The sequence below is a fragment of the Hoeflea sp. Naph1 genome, assembly GCF_046837775.1.
Taxonomy (GTDB): Bacteria; Pseudomonadota; Alphaproteobacteria; order Rhizobiales; family Rhizobiaceae; genus Hoeflea.
Map to the genome: position 1 here is coordinate 2,104,529 of NZ_CP177286.1, position 23,866 is coordinate 2,128,394.

A 23,866-nucleotide genomic window follows, 5' to 3' on the forward strand; every position below is an offset into this window, starting at 1 on the left:
GTATCAGTCCTTGGTGAACAGGCTTTCCAACATCTGCGCGTTTCAGAGAAAATAATTCCGATCCCCGTCCTGGGTGCGCAATCCCGCGCCACGGCGCATGTCACCGCTTCATATATATTCAGACGAATATTCCAATGGAGCTGGCAGTCATGGATCTCGTTCCCCTGATCGACCTTGTCGGTGAGCCGTATACCGCCCTGATCGGTGGTCTCGTTCTCGGTCTCGCCTTCGGTATTTTCGCCCAACGCAGCCGGTATTGCACCCGCTCGGCGGTATTGTCGGCCATGGGCGAGGGCGACCTCAAGCCGCTGGCAACCTGGGCTGCCGGCTTTGCCGCCGCCATCCTGGCGGTGCAGTTGCTGCTCGGCGGCGATCTGATCAATGTTGATGAAACCCGCTTCTTCTCCACCGCGCAAAGCCTGTCGGGCGCCATTATCGGCGGCCTGCTGTTTGGTGTCGGCATGGTGCTGGCGCGCGGTTGCGTGTCGCGGCTCTTGGTGCTTGGCGCCTCGGGCAATTTGCGCGGCGTGTTCTCTATTGCCGTTGTCGCGATCACCGCGCTGGCGACCTACAGCGGCGTTCTGGTCCCGTTGCGCGATGGCATCGGTAGCCTGTGGAGCAGCTCTGCCATTGGCGGCAATGATCTGCTGGCTCATGCCGGGCTCGACCGCTGGGCCGGCATCGTTCTGGGTGCGGCACTGGCGGCGGTAGCACTTGCCTTGGCGTTCACGGCGCGGGTGTCAATCTGGCGCCTGTCCGGCGGCGTGTTGGTCGGCCTGACGGTGGCGGCCGGCTGGTACTTCACCTGGCAGCTTTCCACTCAAGTTTTCGATCCGATCCAGGCAGAAAGCCTCTCCTTCATCCGTCCGCTGGCCACAACCGGCGAACTGGCACTCGAAGGCGGCTTTGGCGGACTTGATCAGGGTGTTTTGCTGGGCGCGATCATTGGTGCGTTTGTGGCGGCACTTGTTGCCGGCGAATTCCGCATCGCCACCTTCGCCGAACCCGGCACGCCGTCGATCTGGCGCTACACAGCGGGCTCCGTGCTGATGGGCTTTGGCGGCATTCTCGCCGTCGGCTGCACCATCGGCGCCGGCCTGACCGGTGGCTCGGTGCTGGCAATTTCGTCGCTGGCAGGACTAGGCTCGATGATCACCGGCGGGGCACTGGCACATCTGGCGCTGCGCAGCCGCAGTGCCGATCCTGCTGCCTCAGTTGGCATCATTCCGGCGGAATAAGCCGGACCGCGCCTGCATCTGCCTCGACTGTAAGCCGGGGCAGGGACGCCCATTCGTTCCAATCTGCCTCGTTAGCAAGGGCAACAGCCGGGCAATCGGTCTGATAGAGCATTTGCGCGACCAGCGCGCCGGTGGCGATGATAGCGTCGGCTTCAAGCAGAACAAGCGCCGCAGGTGCTGTGCCGAGCCGGATCGCTTCAGCCAGCACCGAGGCGCCTGACGACGAGCCGCGCCCGCGTCTCATGAACACGATCCTGCCGGACAGGCAGGTCCCGTGTTGCGGGTGAAACCGGTCGATCACCAGGCCGCTGGTGCTGTCAAACCCGCCCCAGAAACTCAAGGGATCATCGAGTCTTAGCACCGGCCCTTGCGCGCGCCCGTGAACCAGTGACTTCCCATCAATCTGCAGACCGGCGCTCATGCCCGCACCACCCGGCCGGCCTTGGCCGATAAAAGCGTGTCGGCGAGCGTGCCGAAGGCAACATCGACGCCGAGATTGCCGGGCGCGTAATAGGCCCATTTGCCTGAATTGGTCATCACTGGACCTGACAGATCGCGGATGATGGCGGTGACATAGGTACAGGTATCGACCACCACGGTGACACCCGCCTGTTCAAGCCGTGCGGCGTTTCCGGTTGCGCACAGCCGTTCCCATTCATGCCGTCCGGTATTGACATAGACCGGTACCGCGAACGGCGCGAGATCCAGCATCGCCAACAGGCGTTCGAACTCCGAGAGTGAAAAATGCGGTGTCCCCAGTGCCGCGGCGGTGATCGGCGCTCCCTCGGTTACGGTGCCGAGCCGGTTCAACACCGCTGCAACTTCGGCAGCGTCCAGACGCGCCACAACCGGCACCTCACCGCCACCGGTGGCGGTCTCGATATCAGGGGCCTCCGGTGTCAGGCCGACGGCATGGAACATCGCCACGCTGCCCGAAGATGCCGCCGCGGCCCCCAGCGCTTTCAAGTCGTCTTCGCTGGTGGCGGCGGGGAGACCGGTGATCGCGGCGATGGTATCACCGCACTCGCGACCGACAACAAGGCCCGCAGCGACAGCAATGCCGCCGGCCTGGTCGGCAGTGGCATTCTCAAGCCCGGTGATTTCGACGATCGCCCCGGCAAGCCGGTTTTCGCTGCGATGAAGCCCGTAATCGGGCACTCTGCCTGTCAGCGCACAGGCCAGGTCGATGAAATCGCCATAGCGGTTGGTGCGCGCGCCGATCACCGAATTGGCAAACACGATGGCGTTGGATTCGGCCCAGGCAAGCTGGTCGCCGAGCCGCGGTCTCAATAGTGTCTGGTAGGGCGCACAGGTAAAGCTTGGCGTGCAGCCCAGTTCCAGATGCGCTTCCATCAACCGTTTGCCGGCAGCGCCAAGCTCTGCCTCGCCGGTATAGAGTTCTGGATGAATGAGATCGACCGAGCCGACATTGAGCGTCGTCGGCACCCGCACCCGGCCTTGCTGTGCCACGAAGCGTTCGACGAAATCGAGGCTGGCCTGGCCGTGATAGAGACAACCGTCGACATGGGCTTGCGCGCAATCAATCAGCCGGTCTGCCCCCACCGCTTCGGCAAACCGCAGCACCAGCCCAAGCGCGTCTGCAGCGGCAGAGCCCTGGGTTCCCGAGAGCATCTCACGATCATCTTGCGTCAGTTCCACCCGGTCGCCCCTCTTGTTTGCGATTCCGGGGCAAGGCTAGCCTTTACGCAAGAACCGGGGAAGGGGCGGGGATACGGTTCAGAGTTTTTCCAGCACCGAAACAAAGGCCTTGGCGAATTGCACCAGGTCCGCAGTCGCTGCATCTGGCTCCAAGGTGCTGGCCCGGTCGCCGTCGGCGCTCAGTACAACCAGCCCGAAACGGCCCTCGTCAGCCCGCGACAGGCAGACAACGGCGATGCGTTGCGCGTTGTCGACCAGTCCGGAGGCGGGGAGATCGAACAGGAATTCGCCGCCGATGGTCTTTGCCGCCTGCCGCACCGCGCGCGAAAACCCGTGGTCAGCGATATCGTTGAGATCAAGCGCCAGCTCCAGTTCCATCAGGTCGAGCATCATCGGCGTCGACGTAAATTCCGGGGAGGCTGCGAGTATCGGAAGTGGTTGGGTTGGACCCATCAACGGGACGGGATCGGCGTGGCCTTGCGGTGCCATCGGCGATAAGACTGTGTCGGTCGTCATGGCGGATCTCCTACGGTAAGGAATGCTTGTTCCGGTTGATCTGCCCCCGCAGCATCAAGAATTGCCGTCAAGCATGGCTGAAATGTGACCAGGGGTTTTCATACCGCGGCAGCAAGGGAGCTCCATTGCTGTCAGTAACGTGCGCTACGGTGATGTGGTTCCACACCTGCTGCGACAAACGGGAAAGCAATTGGCAGGGCCAATCCGGCTGATTGATTGGCAAGACATCAAGCAACTATCTTCAAAGAGCTTTCAATCGGGAAAGAACGGCTCTAATAAACTGCATCAAACCATACCGCGCATTCCGCGCCGTCCGTTCGGAGACCCGGCCGCCGCCATGCCGTTTCGTTATCAACGCCCGCCTTCAGTTGCAGCTGCCTGGTCCCGCAAGATTGGCCGGTTTGCACTGCTGCTGGCGTTCATCGCCGTGCTGTTTCATCGGGGAGGGCTGTTGACCCTGCCCAATACGGTCGCCGTCATCCTGCTCGCAACCTTTCTGGCAGCCGTCGTGCTTGGTCTGGCGGTGATCGGATTCTTCATGCTCTGGCATATCGGCGCCAAGGGCGGTCACGCCGCTTTCAGCGGCATGGTGATGGCGCTGCTGGTGCTCGCGCCAGTGGGCGTGGCAACCAGCCGTTACATTACCCTGCCTGCCATCCACGATGTCTCCACCGATGTCGAACAGCCGCCCGAATGGCTGGAGCCACAGGAAATTACGCCCTCGTGGTTGCCGCGCTCGGACGGTGATGCTCCCGTCGCCCGTGAGCAGCAGGTGCTGTCCTATCCAAAAGTCGCCGGGCGACGCTATGACGGCGCCATCGACCGGGTGCTGCTGGCGGTGCGGGCGGCCGCGGCTGAAAGGAAATGGATTCCGGTCGCCAATATCGGGGTTGAGGCTCTGGTCGATGGTCTCGAGCCGACCTCCGAGACCGTCAGTGACGAGCAACTTGAACAGATAGCCAGCGGCGAGGCCGATCCGGCGCGCGCGCCTGTGCCGCTCCAACGCCCCGATATCGAAAGCGGCGTGATCGAATCGCTTCCCACCTACGCGGTGCTTCAATACCGGACCAGGACGCTGGTTCTCGGTATTCCGCAGGATGTTCTGATCAGGCTTTCCGAAGAGGAAGAAACCACCTTTGTCGACATGCGCGCAGCTACTCGCGACGGAAACCACGACCTTGGCCTGAATGCGGATCTGATTCGCGGCTTCCTGCATGATCTTGATGTCCGCCTGCTCGGTATCGCTGGCGGCTAATAGCTATTTGACGCGGAATTCACCGGTAATCGACGGCGGGCCATCGGTGATCACCTCGCCGCGGCCGACCAGATCTTCCAGATGCGCCAGCACCGACAGCGCGGCAGCCCCATGCAGCCGCGGATCGGTGTCGCGGTAGATTGCCTTGACCATGTCGGCAATCAGCCGGTCACCTTTCTCCACGCGGCCGAAAACGGCCCGTTCACGCATCCGCCGGTGGGTCTTCAGCGCCCGCACGAATTGCCGCGGCTCGCGCACCGGTCCGCCATGGCCGGGCAGATAGAGGCGGTCGTCGCGCGCCAACAGCATGTCGAGCGAGGCTATGAAATCGGCCATTGCGCCGTCGGGTGGGGCGATGATCGATGTTGCCCAGGCCATCACGTGGTCGCCGGAAAATACCAGCCCGGTTCCCGCCAGTGCGAAGGCCGCATGATTGGCGGTGTGCCCAGGCGTGTGCAGGGTTTCAATCGCCCAGCCGTCACCAGAAATCACGTCACCATGGGCGGCGGTCAGGTCCGGAACGAATTCCATGTCCGAGCTTTCCTTGAGCGGGTTGATCTCGCCGGTGTAGAGCGGCCGGGCTGCCCGGTGCGGACCTTGGGCGACCACAGTGGCGCCGGTCTCGGCCTTCAGCCGCGCGGCCAGCGGCGAATGATCCTGGTGGGTATGGGTAACGAAGATATGGCTGACCGGACGTCCGCCGATGGCGCCCAGCAGCGTCTGCCAATGCGCCTCGTTGTCCGGTCCCGGGTCGATTACCGCAAGAGTGTCGCGCCCGACCACATAACTGTTGGTGCCGTGAAACGTCATCGGCCCCGAATTTGGCGCAGTTACCCGCAGCACATTCTCGGCCGCTGGCACCGCCTCGCCATGCGCGGGGGCGAAGGTCAGGTCGAACTCGGGCTTTTTCACGCTTTGCTCCAATATGCATGGCGGCCAGCAAGCCAGCCGGCGCAAGCGCCCGAGGGATTGTGGACGGCTGCGGATTTGCGGCGGACTGTCTTGCTGTGAGCCTGTTAAGTCAATATACCGCATAAAACGCGCTACAATTTGGCAGCGCCCCCGACAGCCCTTTGGAGGATGAGTCATGGCCATCGCCCCCGCCCGTTCCTTATATGAATCGATTGCGCCCACCAGCAGCGCCGCCCGCTATGCGAGCTACGGCGTGGCTGCCCTTTTCGGCAGCATTCTGATTGCGCTTGCTGGCAAGGTCGTCGTGCCGTTCTGGCCGGTTCCTGCAACAATGCAGACGCTCGCCATCTTCGTGCTCGCCGCAGCCTTTGGCCGCAAGCTCGCGCTGGCCACCCTGGCGCTTTACATGTTTGAGGGCGCTGTCGGTCTGCCGGTGTTTACCAGTGGCGGTGGGCTTGCCTATTTTGCCGGCCCGACCACCGGTTACCTTGCAGGTTTCGTCGTCGCCGCCGGTCTTACCGGCTGGGCTGCCGATCGTGGTCTCGACCGCAATGCACTGAAGCTGTTTGCGGTCAACCTGATGGGCACCGCCATCATTCTGGCGCTCGGCGCTGTCTGGATTGCGCTTGTGTTTGGCGCCGACAAGGCCGTTGCATGGGGCGTCGGCCCGTTCATCGCCACCGACGTGATCAAGGCCGCACTGGCCGCAGCCGTCGTTCCTGCCGGTTGGCAAATCGCCAATCTGTTCCGTCGCTGAGCCGATAGGCTTGTCGCATCATCGCCTTGGCGCGAATGAGTGAATTTAAAAACCCGTGTGGCGTAATGCTGCGCGGGTTTTTTGCTGCATTAAAATTCCTTGGCATTGGGTGGTTTCGCCGCTTGTGATCCAACCCGTCTTTTGCTATCTCCCCGGGGCTTCCGGGCGTCGCCGGGAAGTTCCGGGCGCATCCCTTGTGCAGCGGAAAAAATGTTGGGGCGTAGCCAAGTGGTAAGGCAGCGGTTTTTGGTATCGCCATCCCTGGTTCGAATCCAGGCGCCCCAGCCAGTTCTCTCTTTCAAGTCGATATAACCAAGCTTTCTGGCATACCCAGCTTAGCTGGCCCCCAAAAGTCAGAGCCGATCTCAATTCGCCAGCCATTGGTGCGGATGCTCTGTCCTTTTTTCGGCAACTCCCCGAACCGGTGGATCACAAATCCGGAGACGGTTCCGAAGCCCGCTTCATTGGGCACCGCCGAGGATGTCCTTCTCCGCGCGGCAATTGACGCCCGCTCCTGCCACCTCTGACAATACCATGTGGATGTCTGCATCGCTGACGGACACATCGCGCCGACCCGACTGCCCCATGCGCTGCAACACAAGTTGCCCGAGCGCCTTTCCACCGGATTTGGCTTGTTATGGCGTGGTTTGACTGTCTCAGACAGGGTATGAAACCTTCTGACGCTGTTTGAATCGCCCGATTGGGCGCGCCGCAGAAGGAACTGATGCAATGAAGAAAATCATGGTCGCCACGGACTTCTCCGAGCGTTCAGACAGAGCGCTGCGGCGCGCGACGCTGCTTGCGCGGCAGGTCGGAGCTACCATCGCCCTCATCCATGTAGTGGATGACGATCAGCCGCGCCGGATCGTCGAAGCCGAGCGTGACGAGGCCGAGGCGTTGCTGCACCAGACAGCCCAAACGCTCCGGGATGTTGATGGTGTGGAATGCGAAACGCGGGTTTTTCTGGATTTGCCGTTCGCGGGCATCATCAAGGCCGTTGACGAGATGGCGCCTGAGCTGCTGGTAATCGGCCCCTATCGCAGGCAAGTGCTCAAGGATATCTTTATCGGCACCACCGCGGAGCGAACGATTCGCTCGGTGAGCTGTCCCGTTCTGATGGTAAACGCGCATCCCGCTGGAAATTATCAGCATGTGTTGCAGACAACAGATCTGTCTGACTGCTCTCGCGACGCGCTGCGGCGCTTCCCTGTGCTTGGGATAGGCGAGGGCGCACGCAATACGATGCTCCACATTTATGATGCACCGGCGCTGCGGCTTGTCATGTCCCACGCCATGCCGAAGGATGATCGCGAACACTACCTGGCGGGTGAACACAAAGACGCCTCACGTGATCTGGCCGAGTTTCTTGCAACGGCAAAGATCGGCAATGTCGTGCCAATGGTCCGGCACGAAGCATCAGCTGCTCATCACGAGATCCTGAAGGTGGCGGAATCGGAAAAGGCAGACCTGATCGTGCTGTCGACCCATGGCCGCACCGGTCTGGCCAAACTGCTCATCGGCAGCGTCACGGAAAAAGTTCTGCGGACTTCGTCGATCGATATTCTCGCAATCCCGCCGCTGCGCAGCGCGTAATCGGATGGGCCATTGGGTGCTTCTCAATCCTTTGCCATCTCCACGCGCCTTTTCGGCTTTCCCGCCGCCATACGCGCTACATGAAATGGATTTTCGGCCTATCCAGAACCTGATTGTCGCGCTTCGCTAACGGACATGCATTCATTCGGATGGGCAGCGCTGTAGTGTAGAAAACCAACTTTTACCGTGTGAGGATCGCGCTCATGAAAGATGTGGATTTGCCTTCAAGCCGAAGTGCGCCGTCAAGCAGCGCATCGTTGGATGAAATCGCCGCGTTCGTGGACAATGCCCATCCAGTCGATCTCGCCGCATGGCTGGACCAGCTTCCGCGTTCGGATGCGTGGAGCCACCTCGCAAGGTTGGCGCTGGCGCGTCGCGCCTGCGTCTTTGCGAGCCTGCCCCTCGAGAGCCAGGCGGAGTTGACCCGAGCGGTTTCTCCAAGCGACATTGCCGAGATCGTCACCCAGATGGATACGGATGACCGCGCCGACCTTTTCAATGTGTTGACGCCGGTCGAGCAACATCGTCTCGCAGAACACCTCGCCGACGAAGAACGCGAGAACATACGCCAGCTTTCCGCCTATGAAGCAGGCACCGCAGGCGCCATCATGACGACGGATTTCGCGATCCTTGGCGCAGAAATGACGACGCTTGAGGCAATCGCCGCATTGCGCCGCCAGGCACCGGATACAGAAACGATCTATCGCTCCTACATCCTCGATGATGCCAGTCATTTGATTGGGTCGTTGCGGCTGCATGAACTCATTTTGGCAATGGATGACGCGCTGATTGGCGATATTATGGATACCTCGCCAATATCCGTTTCGGTCACCATGGATCAGGAAGATGTGGCAAAGATAATCGCCCGCTATGACATTCTTGCGGTGCCGGTGGTCGATGCGGAGGGCCGGTTATTGGGGATCGTCACCCATGACGATGCCGCCGACGCGATGCAGGCGGAAACGACGGAGGATTTCCAGAAGATATCGACGGTTCTGCCATTTGCGCAAAATATGCGCGAAGCCGGAATCCGCATTCTTTATTCCAAACGCATTGTCTGGCTGGCGCTGCTGGTGTTCGGCAATTTGTTCTCAGGCGCGGGCATTGCTTATTTCGAGGAGATGATCCTCGCTTACGTCTCGCTCGTATTCTTCCTGCCGCTTCTAATCGACAGCAGCGGCAATGCCGGGTCGCAATCGGCCACATTGATGGTGCGTGCCCTGGCCACAGGCGATGTGGCCTTGAAGGACTGGCGCAATTTGATCCTGCGCGAACTGGCCGTCGCCGCAGCACTCGGGGCGACCATGGCGTTGGTGGTGTTTCCCGTGGGCGCTTTGCGCGGAGGGGCGGGAATCGCGCTGACCGTCGGATTGACGATGTTTGTGGTGGTGATCATAGGCAGTCTTGTCGGCATGTCTCTCCCCTTTCTGCTCACGCGCCTTCGGCTCGATCCCGCGACGGCGAGTGGCCCGCTGGTCACGACGATTTCGGATGGCGTTGGCGTGCTAATTTACTTTTCGATTGCGACGCTGGTGCTCGGGCTCTGAGCCGCGCTAATGTATGTTGCGTTCAAATGGATTTGTTTAGACGGTAACCGTACATCAATGTATTCAAACTCTTACAGCATCCATTGCATCCAATTGGATGAGCGGCGCTGTGGTTTGGCAAATCAGAACATCACTGCCGGCATCGCGTAGAAGCCGCCGGGCCACACTGCCGATGAGTGCCCGGCGGATGAGGCTGGAGCGACCGGAACTCAGTGCAATCAGGTCTGTGTTTGGACTACGCTATGCGCGCGCCAACACAGTTGATGGCGCGCTCGGCAGTACCTTCACCACGACCGGTTACGTCGCGTCTTCGGCTCAAGAGTCCGGCCCCCGTCGTCCTCCCAGCGGCTGATGCAGGTGATATTTGGTTCACTGATTTTGGGTTCCCTGCGCTCATTTTGACTCGGAGCAAATGATTCAGGAAACAGGTGTTCGAAGTCCGCTTTACAAAGCATCGTAAGGGTCCTTTCCATTCGGATTGTTGGTATGTGCGCTCATCGCCAGTCACAGCGCCGAAGAATATCGGCACTGCGACCACTGCTCATCCATGTTTGCTATGCCGCTTCGCGGTACTCGATATTGTCCGTGTGAGAGATCATCGTGACCGGTGCCAGAGGGGCCATTCGCAATTCGCGGTCATCAAATCCGTCCACCGCGCGTTTGATGTCCGCGCGATTGATGCCGATTTCCCGGAGCAGCCTGTCGTCCATGGCCTCAAGCGCCATAATCATCTTGCGGCGTCGCCATCTCCGAACAAGGCTTTGCATCCACCGGCGAAGAACACCGGGCCGTTGGTCCGCTTTCAGTGGAAACATTTCGGGGTTGAGCATGTGGCGAGTGATGTAGATTGACATGTTGTCCTCCAATCCAGAGATACCGATACCGGGACAGTGGTTTCGCAAGGATCGGGAAAGGGGGAGTAATTGCTCCGTCTTCCCGGTAATCCGCGCGAACGCCTCAGTCCAATTCATCCGATCATTGTGAGATCGGCCGACACCCCGAGACAGAAGCCGGCGCACAGCGCCAGCCCCGCTCGGGGTTACCGGCGGTTCAGCAGTTGTCCCGCGGAAAGCAGGAACCTCTTGTGGAAGCAGAACATCGTCATACTACTTAGATGGCGATCGTCACGGTCGTTTTCAATCGGCCGGCCTCAGGCTGCGACCTTCCGGCGCAGAGGGCCGACAAGAGGTTGGTCGCCGCTGCGTACCCCAATCTCTACCGCAAGCCGGAGTGCAATCAACCTGCATCGAGGCTTCCGCTAATCCTTGGTCATCAGGGTCTTGCCGAACCGTCAGGTTGCGAAATTGTCGCCATGGCATTCGGCGATAGGGTGAGGGGAAATTCCGGTTCAGCAGCGCTGGTCACAGCGCGGTCAGAACCGGCGGCACACTAGCAAGGTCAGGGCGCGCTGACTTGCCGGGTTCGGCGTCAGCGGAAAACATCATATTGAGCGTAGCATGAGGCGGTCTGCGTCAAACAAGATAACGCCGCGCATCCGATTGTATGCGCGGCGTTTATTTTTGTCATTGCGAAGAGGCGCGAGTTCACCGCGTGTCTCATTCCCAATCATGCGCTGACGGGATCAGCGTCACGAGATCAGTCCCTTGCCAAGCCGGTATCCGGCCAGTCTTTTGCAAGAGGGGCAGGCAACCGCCAAGTATGTCATCGACGTCACTTAGCCTGCGGTTTCCGGCAGACGCGCGTCCTCACTCGAACCGCCCTGCGGAACCAGCGCACGCACCAGCGTTCGCATATCCAGCACGCCCACCTGCACGCCATCCTTTGTCACCCGGTAGCGCTTAGTCGTGTCGCCTTCCGATAGCGCGATCACGGATTCAAGCGTGTCGTCATGGTCCACATCACCCGCCACATTGCCGGGCGCGCCAGTCGTTTTTTCCATCACCGAGCGGACGCGCAGCACGCGGGCGCGATTGATGTCGGCGACGAAATCCTCGATGTAGGGATCCTTGGGGCGCAGCAGAATTTCCTGCGGCTCACCCTGCTGGACGACGCACCCGTCCTTCAGCATCACCAGATGGTCCGCCAGCTTCAGCGCCTCGTCCAGATCGTGGGTGATGAAGACCACGGTTTTCTGCAATTCGTTCTGCAGGTCAATGAGCAGGTTTTGCATATCCGTGCGGATCAGCGGGTCAAGCGCGGAAAATGCCTCGTCCATAAGCATGATGTCGCTGTTCGACGTCAGTGCCCGCGCGATTCCGACGCGCTGCTGCATCCCGCCCGAAAGCTGTGCCGGGTACTGATTGCCCTGTCCTTCGAGCCCAACCCGGTCGAGCCATTTGGTGGCCTCGTCCTTGTATTGCTTGCGGCTTTGACCACTGATCGTCGGCGCAAGGCCGGCATTCTCCAACACCGTGCGGTGCGGCAGAAGGGCAAATTTCTGGAACACCATCGACATGCGGTGCTGGCGCAGACTGCGCAGTTGTTTCTCGTTGTATTCCAGGATGTTCTCGCCATCGACCCAGACCTCACCGGCTGTCGGCTCGATCAGACGGTTGAGGTGACGGATCAGCGTCGATTTGCCCGACCCCGAGAGACCCATGATGACGGTGGTTTTGCCGGTGGGCATGTCCACATTGATGTTGTTGAGGCCCAGAACATGGTTGGTTTCGGTTAACAGGTCGGCCTTGCTGATGCCTTCCTTGACGCGCTCCAACGCTGCCTGCGGATCGTCTCCGAAGATCTTGTAGAGATTGCGAACCGAAATTTTGGGATTGCTGTCGTTGCTCATGATTGTCCTCCTCAACTCGGCTGTTGCGAGTTGATGCGTGCCAGCGCTGCTTTGGTCACGCGGTCGAGAATGACCGCAAGGAGCACGATGCCGAGACCGGAAAGCAGTCCCACGCCAAGTTCAAGGTTGCGAATGCCGCGCAGCACCAGCACGCCCAGTCCGGGCGCTGACACCAGGGATGCGATGACGACCATCGCGAGGCTCATCATGATGGTCTGGTTCACGCCGGCCATGATGTTGGGCAGAGCCAGCGGGATCTGTACACCAAAGAGTTTCTGCCGCTTGGTCATGCCATAGGCGTCGGCCGCCTCGATCACGTCCTTGTCGACCAGGCGGATGCCCAGATCGGTCAGGCGCACGACCGGCACGATTGCATAAAGGATGATGGCGATGCCGTAGAGCTTGGGTTCGGTCACGCTGAAGAGAAAGATCAGCGGGATCAGATAGACGAATGGCGGCAGCGTCTGCAGCATGTCCAGAATCGGGATCATCGTGCGCTGCACTCTGTCGCTGCGCGACATGGCGATGCCGATGGGCACCCCGAGCAGCACACAAATGAAGGCGCAGACGAATATGATCGCCAGCGTCTGCATCGTGTAGTCATAATAATCGACAAAGGCGAGAAAACAGAAGACAGCGGCGACCAGTCCGACCAGCTTGACCGAGCGGCCCACCAACCAGGAGATCAGCATCAGCACCGGTATCATGATCCACCACGGCAATGCCTGCATGACCCACAACGCGTCGTTCAACGCCCAGCTGAGCGGTTGCGTAAGGGGATCCACGATGACCTTCAGACCGTCCTTGATGTCCAGAAATCCGCGCTCCAAACCCAAAGTGAGTGCACGCGACTGCGGGATTGCGGCGCAAGCGTCATGCAACGCATCAAGCGATGGGAAAGGTGTGTCCCATGCCGAGATGCTGGCATCTTGCCCCGATGTTTGGCCCAATAGGTCTGCCATCGAAGACAGTCCGCCTTGGTCCTCGCCGCACCAGCCGCGCAGTCCGAGACTGTCGAACAGAAAATTGTAGGTTGCCATTATGTCCTCTCCGGTTTTTTCCGGTGATTTGTCCATGTCGCGAGTGGTGTGGGATCGCGTGCATCCGACAAACCGTGCCGACAACCACGCAAACGTTTCATCCGGGAGCGCTCCTCGAAACGTTTGCGTGACTATGGGTAGAAATTAGAAAGGGCAGCGCCAGAATGGCGCCGCCCCGTTTTGCCGTTATTACTTGAGCAATTTCGCCAGCTTTTCCTTGGCGTCATCGTTCAGCCAATCGGCCCAGATGTCTTTGTTGTTCTGCAGGAAATACACGGCCGCCTCTTCCGAGGTGGCGTTGTTTTCATCCTGCCAGGCCAAAAGGCTGCTCATCGTGTCGGTCTTGAAAGACACGTTGGACAACAACTCGGACTCCTTGGGGTGAGACTCGTTGAAATCCTTGGTCACTATGGTCAGGATCGGTGCAGTCGGAAAGGCCGACGGCTTGGGATCGGGTGTATTGGCATTCTGGTTGGCCTTGTGGGCCGCTTCGTCATATTCGCCCAGGTCTACGCTGACCATGTCGTATTTGCCGAGCGGTGTCGTCGGTGCCCAGTAGTAGCCGAACCATGGCTCCTTGCTCTCAAAGGCCGAAGCCATCGAAGTCGCCAGGGTCTCGCCCGAACCGTGGTTGAAGACCTTGATGCCCTTTCCTTCCAGGTCGAAGGCGCGCGCCAGGTTGTCGCTGACGGTACGGCAGCCCCAGCCATCGGGACAGTTGTTGAACATGCCGCCAACCAGTTCAGGGTTCGCCAGAATGCCGTCGATGGTCTTCAGTTCCGGGTGTGCTTCAGCCAGGTAGGACGGAATCCACCAGCCTTCGACGCCACCGGGATCGAGAACGCTGGTCAGTTCGACGATCTTGCCGCCCTCTTTCAGCTTGTCATAGACGTCGCCGGCCGAATTGGGCCAGAGTTCCGGCACGATGTCGGGCTTGTTGTTTTCGGCGAGTGAGGTGACGGCCGGTGTCGTGTCCGACGGTACGACCACGACATCGCAGCCATAGCCCTGCTCAAGCAGGAATTTCGATGTTGCAACCACGATCTTGGCTGAGGACCAGTTCATCTCGGCCATCGTGATCTCACCGCATTCTTCTGCAGCCACGGCAGCACCTGGAATGGCGAGTGCAAGGACGGTGCCTAATAGAAACTTCTTCATGTCGGGGTCTCCTTTTCGTCGTATTTCTCTCCCGGCAAATGAGGGAGGCTCAATTGCACGTGGGGGAAATTCGAGCTTGGTGTAATTGGCGGGCGTGCTGAACGTTTTGGTCCAACATCGGCACCATGCGGCGCAAACAAACAAATTCTGCCCGGCGGTTCAACCCCTTGACAGGAAATTAGAAGATGGATGTCCCTTATCGGCAATGAGTCCGTTTGCGGGGCTATGGGATATCCTGCGGGTGATTATGGCTTCTCGAGCAGTATTCTATGAGGGGCTTTTCCTTTGCAGGCGCTATGCGGGCATGCTGGATATTATGCGCTGATATTCTATGGATTGTTGAACCGCATCGATGCGCGCGACGCCCTGTCCGACAGGGGGCACTTTAGCTGGTACCCGCCCCTTGACGAAGGGTCGGGAGTTGGCGCCGCTCTTGAACACAGCGTGCACGACACGTTCCAAATTGGTGACCGTTGCGGCCATCGTCCGGCGGTAAAAATCAGGATTGTAGCGCCCTGGAGTTCGAACTTGTGTTGGAAACCGTTCGCGCCTCCGATCGGGGGCAAACTTTACGGCGCTCCATAGAGTGCCGGGGGCGGGGCGCTAATGCCAGACTCTGAAAGTCGGAGCTGATCACGGTGTGGCAGGGCTGTGGGTCGGGAGATCCTGTCCGCTGGAATCGAGGACCTTTGATGATACAAACGGCGCGGATTTACAGACTCGGCGATGATGGCCAGGACACTGATTGATTCCATCGCCGAAATCTGTCGCATCAGTTGAGGGGCGTGGCGGTATCTCTCCGCACTGGAGAAATTTTCAGCCTTTTGGCAAGCGTCAGCGCCACCGTCGACAGCACGTGTATTCCTGACTTGACGGCCTTGCTTCAACGCAAGGTGAATTTGGTATGATAGCTTCAACAAGGGCTTGATCGAGGGGCGAATCCCGGACTGAACTCTGCCCGGGGCCTGGCCGGATCTATTTTTCAACATCCGTGATTTGCTGAACCCGATCGGCTGATTGACGGGCTTGTGGCATGGCCAGACCGAATCTCGGGGGCGCGGAAACGGAGTGATTCGGCCGTCGATCCGCACGTCGTGATGAAACAATTCATGCCTATTTGACGGTCGGCAGTGACGGCTTCTCGCTCATCGGACTGTGCGAGACTATCCGCGGCGCACGCAGGCGTTGAGATGTGACCTCCTGCAACAGAGTGCCCTCGACCGGTCGGTGTTTTTCGGGCGCTGTGCAGATTAGGCCCCCTGGCCAGACGCTCTCAACACCATTGCCCAAAAGGTAAAGGACGTCGAAGCCGCAGTGACGACAAGCGTCGCGACACAGGCGCCGGGTTGCGTCGCGGAAACCGTGTCGGGCAGCGGGATTTCGCTCCGAGTGCTTGCGCCTGTCTTCCGAAGCCTTATTGTTTCACAGCTACTGCGACAGTAACTTCCTTATGGTCGGATCAATTGTGGTGGCCACACATAACGAGGTGATTGGCGCGCTCGGCTTTGTCTTGGTTGTCCTTGCCGCATTCAGCTTCGGCGGCTGATCAACCATTGCTGAGAACAGGGAGAGTACCGTGAAGCCTTTTGTCTTCAACACATCGAAAAGCATCCAGTTTGGTGCGGGCCAATTGGGCAAGCTTGGTGAACTGGCGAAAGCCCAGATGGGCACCCGGGTGATGCTGATCACAGATCCCGGCATGATGCGTACCGGGATTGTCGAGCGAGCGCTTTCGATACTTGAGGCAAGCGACGTCACTGTCGAGGTTTATGCCGATGTCGAGGCCGATCCACCTGAAGCCGTGGTGCTTTCGGCGGTCGAACAGGCCAGGGCCGCGGCGGTCGAGGGCGTGATCGGACTCGGTGGCGGCTCGTCCCTGGATGTCGCCAAGCTGGTGTCGGTGCTGGCGCTGGGCAAGGAAACGCTCAAGTCCATCTATGGCGTCGGCAATGTCAGGGGACCGCGGTTGCCGCTGATTCTGGTGCCGACAACGGCAGGCACCGGTTCGGAAGTCACGCCGATTTCCATCGTCACCACCGGCGCCAGTGAGAAAATGGGCGTTGTCTCGCCGGTCCTGCTGCCCGATGTGGCCTTGCTCGACCCGGAACTGACGCTCGGCCTGCCGTCGCACATCACCGCCGCGACCGGCATCGACGCCATGGTGCACGCCATCGAATCCTATGCCTCGACCAGCGCCAACAACAACCCGCTGTCGCGGATGCTTGCGACCCAGGCGCTTGCCTTGATGGGGCGCTCCGTGCTCAAGGCCGTGCATGAGGGCGATGATATTACCGCGCGGTCCGATATGCTGTTCGGATCGATGCTGGCGGGGCAGGCCTTTGCCAATTCACCGGTGGCGGCAGTCCACGCCCTGGCCTATCCGCTCGGCGGCCACTTCCACATCCCGCACGGTCTTTCCAATGCGCTGGTGCTGCCGCACGTGTTGCGCTTCAACGCCGCGACAGCGCCGCAGCCCTATGCTGAGATGGCGCCCTATGCCTTTCCTGAGCTGGCAAAATACGAAGGCCAGGAGCGGGCGGCCGCATTCTGCGACCGGCTGGCTGAGCTTTCGGCTGCCTGCGGCCTGGAACAAAGCCTGCGCGCCATGAAAATTCCCGAGGATTTTTTACCGCGTATGGCGTCCGACGCGATGAATCAGACACGGCTGCTGGTCAACAATCCGCGCGAAGTGACCGAAGCCGACGCGCTGGCGATCTATCGCGCCGCCTACTGAATTATCAGGCCGGGATATTCTCTGGTCGGCCATCCATTGCGTCGACCATGGCCCCGGGCCGGTGTTAACCGGTGGCGTCCGTGCGCCCCCTCTTGGCAAGCAACGCGAGCAGCCAGGGGCAGGGGCCTCGCCCGTCAAGCTCGCCGCGAAAGCGGAACCTGCCGCCGGTTTCGCCGAAACCTGAATTTTGACGCCAGCCGCGCAACTTGACGCAGACCCGACGACAGGGCTTGCAGGCCCCGCATGGGGCCTATATTCATGCTCTGGTTAATCAGGCAGACCATAAAATGATCGGGACACGTCGGTTCATGAGCAGATCGGGATTGGTGCGCATTCTGTGCGCGCTGTCGCTGCTGCTTGTCGCCTTCGCCCACAACCAGCTTTCGATCACTGACACGCTTTCAGCCTATGCAGACGTCAATGTGGCGGAATATATCCTGCCTGACGGGACGCTGCCTGAAATCTGCTTGACCGGTGAGGGCGATGGCTCCCACCACGCCAGGGTCACCCACTGCGAAGCCTGCCGTATCGTTGCCTCCGTTGACCTGCCGACGCCGTTTGACGTGTTCCTGATCAACCGCAGCATGATCCGCAGCAAGCCTGTCATCGACCGCGATGCCAAGCCTTCGCTGCCGGTGCTTGTGCACGGCGCTTCACCGCGCGCGCCCCCCGCTTTCTCAGCCTGAAGTCCGTCTTGACGGAGCCACGCCCGCGTCCCGCGCGGCCTCTGATCGCGCCGGAAGTCCGTCCATTGGCGGGCCAGGCCAATCCCCCAATTATCAAGGCCCTTGTCCATCCCGGGCCAAGCCATGCCTAACAATGAAAGTAAAAACCATGAAAAATATTGCAGTTGCAGTCGCCGCCATCACCCTCGGTCTTTCGATGTCGACGGCCTTTGCCCATGAATACAAGCTCGGATCGCTCGAGATTGTCCACCCGCACGCCCGTGCCACCCCGCCGAATGCGCCGGTCTCCGGCGGTTATATGACCATTCACAATGACGGCACCGAAGCCGACCGGCTGCTCGGCGGCGAGGCCACATTTGCCGATCGCGTCGAAGTCCATGAAATGGTCATGGATGGCGATGTCATGAAGATGCGTCAGGTCGAAGGCGGTCTGGAAATCCCCGCCGGCGGTGACGTTGTCCTCAAGCCGGGCAGCTACCACATCATGTTCATCGGGCTCGAAAATCAGCTCAAGGATGGTGAAAAGGTCCCCGCGACGCTCAATTTCGAAAAGGCCGGTTCGATCGAGGTCGAGTTCAGCGTCGAGGATATCAAGAAGATGAATGATGCCATGAAGAACGACGGCCACGGCGAGATGAACCATGGCGACATGAAGCACGATGAGACCAAGCACGATAACTGAGTGCGTTCATCACTGATCAATCAATCAGGGGGCCGGGCGCGTCTGTCGTCCGGTCTCCGTGGCATCCAAGGCTGGCTATGTTGTTAGCCTGCAGCTTGCCTGTCGCTGATCAGGCTGCCGTCTTCCAGTGTGTCACCGGGATAAAGAATGATCCGGTCACCGTCTGAAAGCCCCGTAAGGATTTCGGCGTTGCGGTCGGTCATGTGACCGATCGTGACCGGTGTGACCCGCGCCACCCCATCCACCATCCTGAATACGGCCCAGCCGCCATCCTCGCGATAGAGCGCGCTGACCGGAACCTGCAGCACGGCCTCGGAAGACCAGATGACGAGGTTTGCGATGACCCTGTAGCCGTGCCCGAGGTCGGCCGGCGGCGGATCACGCAGGGTAATGATCGCATTGACCCTTTGTTCCGAGATCCCCAGCGCTGAAACCTTGGTGAAGGCCGATGGTTCGACCCGCTCGACCACCGCTTCCAGCGTTTGCTGACCACCCCAGTCAGTGATCAGCGCGCGGCTGCCGGGTTTCACCCGGACCGCATCGGCAGACAGGATATCGACGGTGATTTCCAGATCCGACGGATCGCCGATTTCGGCGATCAATTGCCCGACACTGGCGGCTTGTTCGCTCTTGGCGTGAAGTGCCAGAATCATGCCGTCAATCGGCGAGGTGATGTGGACGCAGCATTCGCCATTGGCGGGAACGGCAGGCGCTTGTCCGGGCTGCACAAGCCGCGCCCGCGTGCTGGCAAGCTCGGCACGGCGCAACGCGATCATGGCCTCGGCCGAGGCGACCTGATCCTTGGCGAGTTTGTATTCGCCTGCCAGCCGCTCCAGCGTGCTTTCCGAAACGATGTTGGTGGCGGCGAGTTTTGTCGCCCGGTCAAAGCTCGCCTTGGCCAGATCGCGGGCAGTGCGGGCGCGGGTCAGTTCGACCTCTGACAGCGCAAGGTTGGCCTTTGCCGCATCGATCGCCGCCAGCAGTTCGGTGCGTGTGCGGGTGTCGATGAACGGAGGTTCCAGCGGGTGAATGCCGGTGATCGCCTCGCCAGCGGAAACCAGGTCTCCGACCGAATGCTCTATGCGGTCGAGATGGCCGGCGATCGGCGAGGAAATCGTGTAGACATTGCGGATACGGGTGGTCCCGTCTTCCTCGATGCTCACCTGCATCGGTGCGGTGGTCGCGGTAGCGAGGTCAACCAGAACCGGATTCTCCTTGAACGCGACATAGAATGCGCCGCCGATCAACGCGACAGCTGCAAATCCGACGAGGCTTCTTACAAGTGCAGAGGCCATGGTTTCAGTCCCTTGTTTTGAGCACGCGGATCAGATCGAGCCGGTCGATCCGCCGCCGCACGATCAACGCCGATACCAGCGCGGCAGCCAGCACGACAAGACTGGCGATCGCATAGGTGGGTGGATTGATGATCAATGGAATTCGGAACAGGTCGCTCTCAAAGCCCTTGGCGACAAGCCCGGAAAACCCGCGCCCGATAAGCCAGCCCAGTGGTTGCGCCAACACCACGATCACGCCCAGTTCCGTCAGCAGCACGCTTGAGACCTCCCGGCTGGTGAAGCCGAAAACGCGCAGGCTGGCAAGTTCCCGCGCACGCTCGGACAGTTGAATGCGCGCGGAATTGTAGATCACCCCGACAGTGATGATCACCGCCAGCGAAACATAGATGAACACGCTGATGCCGATGTTGTCCTCGATGGTGGCGCGAAACCGTTCGCGCGAGATGCCCTGCAGCGCAACAGACGCGATCGCTGGTGTCTGTTTGACCGCTTCATAGAGCGCGCCGATCTTGCTTTCGTCGACGATCACCCGTCCGCCCGAGATTTGCCGGCCATGTCCCGATAACCGGTCCAGCGCTTGCCTGCTCATATTGGCGCTGAGCCCGATATAGCTGTTGGAGACGCCCACCAGCGGCACCAGTGTTCTGCGGTTCTGGCCGTCGTTGAGTTCGATCTCGATCTGGTCGCCGGGCGCCAGATGAAGGTGATCGGCTAGCCTTTCCGACAGCACGATGCCCGTCGGCGGCAAGTCGATCGGTTTGAAATCCTTGTCCAGAACCCGGCTGATATCCGTCGCGGGATCAAGCGCAACAATCTGGACCCGCCGCGATCGGTAGCCGTTGCGCAGTGTCGCAGCTTCCGCCCGGAACGGCTCGGCGGCAATCACGCCAGGAAGTTGGGCGACAGCGCGGATGGCGTCGTCGGAACGGTTGGCAGCAAATGTCAGCGTGGCGTCCTGGCGGTCGGCCAGAAACCACACCGTGTCGATCATGTTGTCGATCGAATCAAAGCTGAACAGCGAGGTAATCAGCAGCGCCACTGGCAGCGCGGTACCCAGCGTCGTCAACCCGGTGCGTAACGGCCGCCGCACCAGATGGCGCAGCGCCATGATGGTGAGCTGTGAAAACGGCAGCTTGAAACCACTTTCCACTCCGCCGAAAAGATTGCGGTAGCTGCTTGGCGCGGGCGGCCTCATGGCCACCGCCGGCGGCAGTGATACCGCCCCCCAGATCGCTTTCGCCGCCCCCGCCAGCGCCGCAGCGAAGGTAACCAGCGTGGCAATCACATAGAGATCGGGTTCGCGCGAGAACACCAGGAACGGAAACGAGAAGAACTCGCCATAAAGCGAGGCCATGCCGCGGCCAAGCCAGGTGCCGGCAACAGCGCCGATCGCCACCCCGACTAGAGATATCGTCAGGGTCAGCTTGGCGTAGTGCCAGGCTATGGCCGCGTTTGAATAGCCCACTGCCTTGAGCAGGCCGATCTGCTCGCGTTCAAGCGCGATCAGCCGGGTCAGGATCATGTTGACCAGAAAAGCCGAGATGAACAGGAAGATCGGCGGAATGACCTGCACCATCGCCCTGAGTTGAGTAAGTTCGGAATCAAGAAAGGCGTCGGAAGCATGGTCCTTGCGATCATAGGAGCCGGTGCCGCCATAGGGTTCAAGCAGGGTGTCGAGCCGCGCCATCACCTCTTTCTCGTCGGCATTGCGCGACAGTGTCAGCGACACATTGTTGAACGCGCCGGCCATGTCGTAGGCACCTTCTAGGGCCGCCCTGCGCATATGAATGACGCCAAAGCGCCGCTGATCCGGCACCATGTCGCCGGGGCCGATGGCGTAGACAAATTCGGGCGACAGGGTGATCCCGGTCACCGTCAGGGTCCGCTTGCGGCCATTGACGAGAACCCCGAACCGGTCGCCGGGGCGGAAGCCGTGTGCTTCGGCGAAAGCCTCGATGATCGCTGCTTCGTCGCTCCTTCCGGGTTCCGGCAACCGACCCGAGCGCAGGTAAAGCCGGTTGACCGCTGCTTCGCCATGGTCGGGAGTCGAGATCAGCACGCCGGTTGCGGGTTCGGCCATTCCCTCGATGTCGATGATCACCGGATTGAAGATCCGCGTCGACACCGCCGACACGCCATCGATCGCCTGGATAGCCTGCTTGAGGCTTTCCGGCGCGCGTGTCGCCGTGGCGAAGATCTGGCCGAAATGGGTCCGGTCGTAAAACGCCGAGCGGGTCTCCTCCAGCGCCCGGGTTGCACCCAGGGCAAGAATGAGGGTCATGACCCCGCAGGCCATCACCAGCGCCACCGCCAGCGCCTGCGCCCAGAGCCGGGCGAGGTCGCGCACCAGCTTGCGATCCAGCATCGCGAGCCCGATCACCATTGCACCTCCGAGGGTTTGACCGGTGCCTCGTTGATTTCCATCGAGGCAATGCGACCGTCGAGAAAGGTAAAGACCCGGTGGGCGATTTTGCGGATCCCGGCATTGTGGGTGATGATCGCGGTGGTCGCGCCGGTCTCCTCGTTCACCCGCGCCAGCGCTTCGAGCACGATAATGCCGGTGGCTGAATCTAGCGCCCCGGTGGGTTCGTCGCACAGCAGCACTTCCGGGTTCTTGGCAATGGCCCGGGCAATCGCCACGCGCTGCTGCTCGCCGCCCGAGAGCTGCGCGGGAAAATGATGCATGCGGCTTTCCAATCCGACCAGCGCCAGCGCATCGGATGCCGACATCGGATGCCGCGCCACCTCGGTAATCAATGCGACATTCTCCCAGGCGGTAAGGCTCGGGATCAGATTGTAGAACTGGAACACGAAGCCGACATGGTCGCGGCGGTAGGCGGTCAGTTCGTCGTCGCTGGCACCAGAGAGTTCCTTGCCTTTGAATTTGACCGAACCGGAAGTCGGGTGGTCGAGCCCGCCGATGATGTTGAGCAAGGTCGACTTGCCGCTGCCTGAGGGGCCGAGCAATACAGCCATTTCTCCGGCTTCAAGCCGCAGATCAACGCCATTGAGCGCACGGACCTCGACGTCGCCCGTGCGGTAGACCTTGGTCAGCCCGGAAACCTCGAAAATTGGGGGAGGGGGAATGGCTGCATCGGCTTTCATGACTGCGACCATAGGGCACCTGTTCCGGACGTCCTTGATTCCTGTCAATTCCGGTTGTTGGAATTTTTGGGCACGTGCCACAGTATTTTCAAGATTTTTGCGCAGAATGCACAGATGATCAACGTCCCGGTAAAAACTTACTGTTTGGTTTCCGTTCTGTCTCAGGTAAGGTGAAGGCCACCGGAGAGCGCAATGGATATGCAGCGTAAAGACGTTCACAATTCCGATACGCCCGTCCTCTGTCGTGCTTGCGAAAGCAGGCATCGTGGTGTGTGTGGGGCATTGTTGCCCGAGCAGCTTCTGCAATTGAGCAAGCATTCAAGCCGTCGCGAGCTCGAGCCTGGCACCGAACTGATCGGCGAGAGCACCACGACGACGAGTTACTCCAACATCATATCCGGTGTGGTGAAGCTGTCGAAGATGATGGCTGACGGCCGCCAGCAGATCGTCGGCCTGCAGTTCGCGCCTGATTTCCTCGGTCGGCCGTTCCGCGCCGAAAATGGCGTCAGCGCCGAGGCCGCAACCGGGGTCAAGGTCTGCTCCTTCCCCAAGCATGTCATTGAGCGGTTTATCGGCGACATGCCTGAGCTCGAGCACAAGCTGCTTGAGCAGACATTGGCTGAACTGGATGAAGCCCGCGACTGGATGTTGACCCTTGGGCGCAAGACAGCCGGTGAAAAGGTTGCAAGCTTCCTGTTGCTAATCGCCACCCATGCATTTCCCGATAATGAAGAGGATTCGGTGACGTTTGAATTGCCGATGAGCCGGGTCGACATTGCCGACTTTCTCGGTCTGACCATGGAAACCGTCAGCCGGCAGTTGACCAAGATGCGCAAGGACGGTGTCATCCACATCGTCAACAACCGCCAGGTCGAAGTTCCCGACCTCGGTCGGCTGTCCGAACGCGCCGGCTTCTGAGAAGGCATCAGGTTCAACCAGC

22 protein-coding genes and 1 tRNA gene are annotated in these 23,866 nt (G+C 60.3%); 10 read left to right on the plus strand and 13 right to left on the minus strand.

Going from position 1 to position 23,866, the window contains the following annotated elements; translation table 11 throughout:
* The first annotated feature begins 149 nt into the window (after window positions 1-149).
* Window positions 150-1,238, plus strand: a complete 1,089-nt coding sequence (locus ACK6D9_RS09975) for a YeeE/YedE family protein (protein ID WP_322990150.1) — start codon at window positions 150-152, stop codon at window positions 1,236-1,238.
* Here ACK6D9_RS09975 and ACK6D9_RS09980 read toward each other — a convergent pair.
* The 3 genes from ACK6D9_RS09980 to ACK6D9_RS09990 all read right to left on the minus strand — a co-directional run bounded on the left by ACK6D9_RS09980 (window position 1,222) and on the right by ACK6D9_RS09990 (window position 3,413).
* On the minus strand, window positions 1,222-1,659 hold the full coding sequence (locus tag ACK6D9_RS09980; protein ID WP_412051548.1) for an aconitase X swivel domain-containing protein: 438 nt from the start codon (window positions 1,657-1,659) through the stop codon (window positions 1,222-1,224). The genes ACK6D9_RS09975 and ACK6D9_RS09980 overlap by 17 nt on opposite strands.
* Window positions 1,656-2,897, minus strand: coding sequence for an aconitase X (locus ACK6D9_RS09985; RefSeq protein WP_412051549.1), 1,242 nt, complete (start codon window positions 2,895-2,897; stop codon window positions 1,656-1,658). The genes ACK6D9_RS09980 and ACK6D9_RS09985 overlap by 4 nt, the downstream gene beginning before the upstream one ends.
* Window positions 2,898-2,975: 78 nt before the next feature.
* Window positions 2,976-3,413 carry a hypothetical protein gene (locus ACK6D9_RS09990; RefSeq protein WP_322990148.1) on the minus strand — a complete coding sequence of 146 codons (438 nt, stop codon included), beginning with the start codon at window positions 3,411-3,413 and terminating at the stop codon, window positions 2,976-2,978.
* A gap of 337 nt (window positions 3,414-3,750) precedes the next feature.
* Between ACK6D9_RS09990 and ACK6D9_RS09995 the strand changes: the two genes are divergently transcribed.
* Window positions 3,751-4,668 (plus strand): DUF1499 domain-containing protein, encoded by a 918-nt coding sequence (locus ACK6D9_RS09995; protein WP_412051550.1) that lies wholly within the window; start codon window positions 3,751-3,753, stop codon window positions 4,666-4,668.
* Between the two features lie 3 nt (window positions 4,669-4,671).
* Here ACK6D9_RS09995 and ACK6D9_RS10000 read toward each other — a convergent pair whose 3' ends face one another.
* The gene (locus ACK6D9_RS10000; RefSeq protein ID WP_322990146.1) at window positions 4,672-5,580 is read right to left on the minus strand and encodes an MBL fold metallo-hydrolase; all 909 of its coding nucleotides are present in this window, start codon (window positions 5,578-5,580) and stop codon (window positions 4,672-4,674) included.
* Window positions 5,581-5,755: 175 nt separating this feature from the next.
* Between ACK6D9_RS10000 and ACK6D9_RS10005 the strand changes: the two genes are divergently transcribed.
* Both ACK6D9_RS10005 and ACK6D9_RS10010 read left to right on the plus strand, forming a co-directional pair.
* A complete protein-coding gene (locus tag ACK6D9_RS10005; protein ID WP_412051551.1) occupies window positions 5,756-6,337 on the plus strand; it encodes a biotin transporter BioY in 582 nt (193 codons plus the stop codon).
* Window positions 6,338-6,551: 214 nt separating this feature from the next.
* Window positions 6,552-6,625: transfer RNA gene (locus ACK6D9_RS10010), tRNA-Gln, on the plus strand.
* A 10-nt stretch (window positions 6,626-6,635) separates the two neighbouring features.
* On the opposite strand, the gene ACK6D9_RS10015 is transcribed toward ACK6D9_RS10010, so the two are convergent.
* Window positions 6,636-6,902, minus strand: a complete 267-nt coding sequence (locus ACK6D9_RS10015) for a transporter associated domain-containing protein (RefSeq protein ID WP_412051778.1) — start codon at window positions 6,900-6,902, stop codon at window positions 6,636-6,638.
* Window positions 6,903-7,066: 164 nt separating this feature from the next.
* On the opposite strand from ACK6D9_RS10015, the gene ACK6D9_RS10020 reads away from it, so the two are divergent.
* On the plus strand, window positions 7,067-7,930 hold the full coding sequence (locus ACK6D9_RS10020; RefSeq protein WP_412051552.1) for a universal stress protein: 864 nt from the start codon (window positions 7,067-7,069) through the stop codon (window positions 7,928-7,930).
* Window positions 7,931-8,133: 203 nt separating this feature from the next.
* A complete protein-coding gene (gene mgtE, locus ACK6D9_RS10025) occupies window positions 8,134-9,477 on the plus strand; it encodes a magnesium transporter (protein WP_412051553.1) in 1,344 nt (447 codons plus the stop codon).
* Between the two features lie 63 nt (window positions 9,478-9,540).
* Here mgtE and ACK6D9_RS10030 read toward each other — a convergent pair whose 3' ends face one another.
* The 5 genes from ACK6D9_RS10030 to ACK6D9_RS10050 form a co-directional block, all read right to left on the minus strand.
* Window positions 9,541-9,699: a hypothetical protein gene (locus ACK6D9_RS10030; protein WP_412051779.1), complete on the minus strand. Its 159-nt coding sequence runs from the start codon at window positions 9,697-9,699 to the stop codon at window positions 9,541-9,543.
* A gap of 332 nt (window positions 9,700-10,031) precedes the next feature.
* A complete protein-coding gene (locus tag ACK6D9_RS10035) occupies window positions 10,032-10,331 on the minus strand; it encodes a DUF1127 domain-containing protein (protein WP_412051554.1) in 300 nt (99 codons plus the stop codon).
* An 821-nt stretch (window positions 10,332-11,152) separates the two neighbouring features.
* Window positions 11,153-12,226, minus strand: a complete 1,074-nt coding sequence (locus ACK6D9_RS10040; protein ID WP_322989395.1) for a betaine/proline/choline family ABC transporter ATP-binding protein — start codon at window positions 12,224-12,226, stop codon at window positions 11,153-11,155.
* An 11-nt stretch (window positions 12,227-12,237) separates the two neighbouring features.
* The gene (locus tag ACK6D9_RS10045; protein ID WP_322989394.1) at window positions 12,238-13,266 is read right to left on the minus strand and encodes an ABC transporter permease; all 1,029 of its coding nucleotides are present in this window, start codon (window positions 13,264-13,266) and stop codon (window positions 12,238-12,240) included.
* Between the two features lie 189 nt (window positions 13,267-13,455).
* On the minus strand, window positions 13,456-14,424 hold the full coding sequence (locus ACK6D9_RS10050) for an ABC transporter substrate-binding protein (protein WP_322989393.1): 969 nt from the start codon (window positions 14,422-14,424) through the stop codon (window positions 13,456-13,458).
* Window positions 14,425-16,000: 1,576 nt separating this feature from the next.
* On the opposite strand from ACK6D9_RS10050, the gene ACK6D9_RS10055 reads away from it, so the two are divergent.
* The 3 genes from ACK6D9_RS10055 (at window position 16,001) to ACK6D9_RS10065 (ending at window position 18,526) form a co-directional block, all read left to right on the plus strand.
* Window positions 16,001-17,158, plus strand: a complete 1,158-nt coding sequence (locus ACK6D9_RS10055; protein ID WP_412051555.1) for an iron-containing alcohol dehydrogenase — start codon at window positions 16,001-16,003, stop codon at window positions 17,156-17,158.
* A 308-nt stretch (window positions 17,159-17,466) separates the two neighbouring features.
* Window positions 17,467-17,844: a hypothetical protein gene (locus ACK6D9_RS10060; protein ID WP_412051556.1), complete on the plus strand. Its 378-nt coding sequence runs from the start codon at window positions 17,467-17,469 to the stop codon at window positions 17,842-17,844.
* A gap of 148 nt (window positions 17,845-17,992) precedes the next feature.
* Window positions 17,993-18,526, plus strand: a complete 534-nt coding sequence (locus ACK6D9_RS10065; protein ID WP_412051557.1) for a copper chaperone PCu(A)C — start codon at window positions 17,993-17,995, stop codon at window positions 18,524-18,526.
* A gap of 83 nt (window positions 18,527-18,609) precedes the next feature.
* Here the strand turns inward: ACK6D9_RS10065 and ACK6D9_RS10070 are convergent, their stop codons facing one another.
* The 3 genes from ACK6D9_RS10070 to ACK6D9_RS10080 are packed head-to-tail and all read right to left on the minus strand — an operon-like array spanning window position 18,610 to window position 22,926.
* Window positions 18,610-19,821: an efflux RND transporter periplasmic adaptor subunit gene (locus ACK6D9_RS10070; RefSeq protein ID WP_412051558.1), complete on the minus strand. Its 1,212-nt coding sequence runs from the start codon at window positions 19,819-19,821 to the stop codon at window positions 18,610-18,612.
* A gap of 4 nt (window positions 19,822-19,825) precedes the next feature.
* Entirely contained in the window at window positions 19,826-22,204 is a 2,379-nt protein-coding gene (locus ACK6D9_RS10075; RefSeq protein ID WP_412051559.1) for an ABC transporter permease, read from the minus strand.
* Window positions 22,198-22,926, minus strand: a complete 729-nt coding sequence (locus tag ACK6D9_RS10080; protein ID WP_412051560.1) for an ABC transporter ATP-binding protein — start codon at window positions 22,924-22,926, stop codon at window positions 22,198-22,200. Before ACK6D9_RS10080 ends, ACK6D9_RS10075 begins: the two co-directional genes overlap by 7 nt.
* 192 nt (window positions 22,927-23,118) lie before the next feature.
* On the opposite strand from ACK6D9_RS10080, the gene ACK6D9_RS10085 reads away from it, so the two are divergent.
* Complete coding sequence (locus tag ACK6D9_RS10085; RefSeq protein ID WP_322990995.1) at window positions 23,119-23,844, plus strand: Crp/Fnr family transcriptional regulator; 726 nt, start codon at window positions 23,119-23,121, stop codon at window positions 23,842-23,844.
* Window positions 23,845-23,866 lie beyond the last annotated feature (22 nt).

Coding starts and splice junctions, on each gene's coding strand:
- ACK6D9_RS09975 (WP_322990150.1), top strand. CDS start 150: ATGGATCTCGTTCCCCTGATCGACCTTGTCGGTGAGCCGTATACCGCC.
- ACK6D9_RS09980 (WP_412051548.1), bottom strand. CDS start 1,659: ATGAGCGCCGGTCTGCAGATTGATGGGAAGTCACTGGTTCACGGGCGC.
- ACK6D9_RS09990 (WP_322990148.1), bottom strand. CDS start 3,413: ATGACGACCGACACAGTCTTATCGCCGATGGCACCGCAAGGCCACGCC.
- ACK6D9_RS09995 (WP_412051550.1), top strand. CDS start 3,751: ATGCCGTTTCGTTATCAACGCCCGCCTTCAGTTGCAGCTGCCTGGTCC.
- ACK6D9_RS10005 (WP_412051551.1), top strand. CDS start 5,756: ATGGCCATCGCCCCCGCCCGTTCCTTATATGAATCGATTGCGCCCACC.
- ACK6D9_RS10015 (WP_412051778.1), bottom strand. CDS start 6,902: ATGTGTCCGTCAGCGATGCAGACATCCACATGGTATTGTCAGAGGTGG.
- ACK6D9_RS10020 (WP_412051552.1), top strand. CDS start 7,067: ATGAAGAAAATCATGGTCGCCACGGACTTCTCCGAGCGTTCAGACAGA.
- mgtE (WP_412051553.1), top strand. CDS start 8,134: ATGAAAGATGTGGATTTGCCTTCAAGCCGAAGTGCGCCGTCAAGCAGC.
- ACK6D9_RS10035 (WP_412051554.1), bottom strand. CDS start 10,331: ATGTCAATCTACATCACTCGCCACATGCTCAACCCCGAAATGTTTCCA.
- ACK6D9_RS10040 (WP_322989395.1), bottom strand. CDS start 12,226: ATGAGCAACGACAGCAATCCCAAAATTTCGGTTCGCAATCTCTACAAG.
- ACK6D9_RS10045 (WP_322989394.1), bottom strand. CDS start 13,266: ATGGCAACCTACAATTTTCTGTTCGACAGTCTCGGACTGCGCGGCTGG.
- ACK6D9_RS10050 (WP_322989393.1), bottom strand. CDS start 14,424: ATGAAGAAGTTTCTATTAGGCACCGTCCTTGCACTCGCCATTCCAGGT.
- ACK6D9_RS10060 (WP_412051556.1), top strand. CDS start 17,467: ATGAGCAGATCGGGATTGGTGCGCATTCTGTGCGCGCTGTCGCTGCTG.
- ACK6D9_RS10065 (WP_412051557.1), top strand. CDS start 17,993: ATGAAAAATATTGCAGTTGCAGTCGCCGCCATCACCCTCGGTCTTTCG.
- ACK6D9_RS10070 (WP_412051558.1), bottom strand. CDS start 19,821: ATGGCCTCTGCACTTGTAAGAAGCCTCGTCGGATTTGCAGCTGTCGCG.
- ACK6D9_RS10075 (WP_412051559.1), bottom strand. CDS start 22,204: ATGGTGATCGGGCTCGCGATGCTGGATCGCAAGCTGGTGCGCGACCTC.
- ACK6D9_RS10080 (WP_412051560.1), bottom strand. CDS start 22,926: ATGAAAGCCGATGCAGCCATTCCCCCTCCCCCAATTTTCGAGGTTTCC.
- ACK6D9_RS10085 (WP_322990995.1), top strand. CDS start 23,119: ATGGATATGCAGCGTAAAGACGTTCACAATTCCGATACGCCCGTCCTC.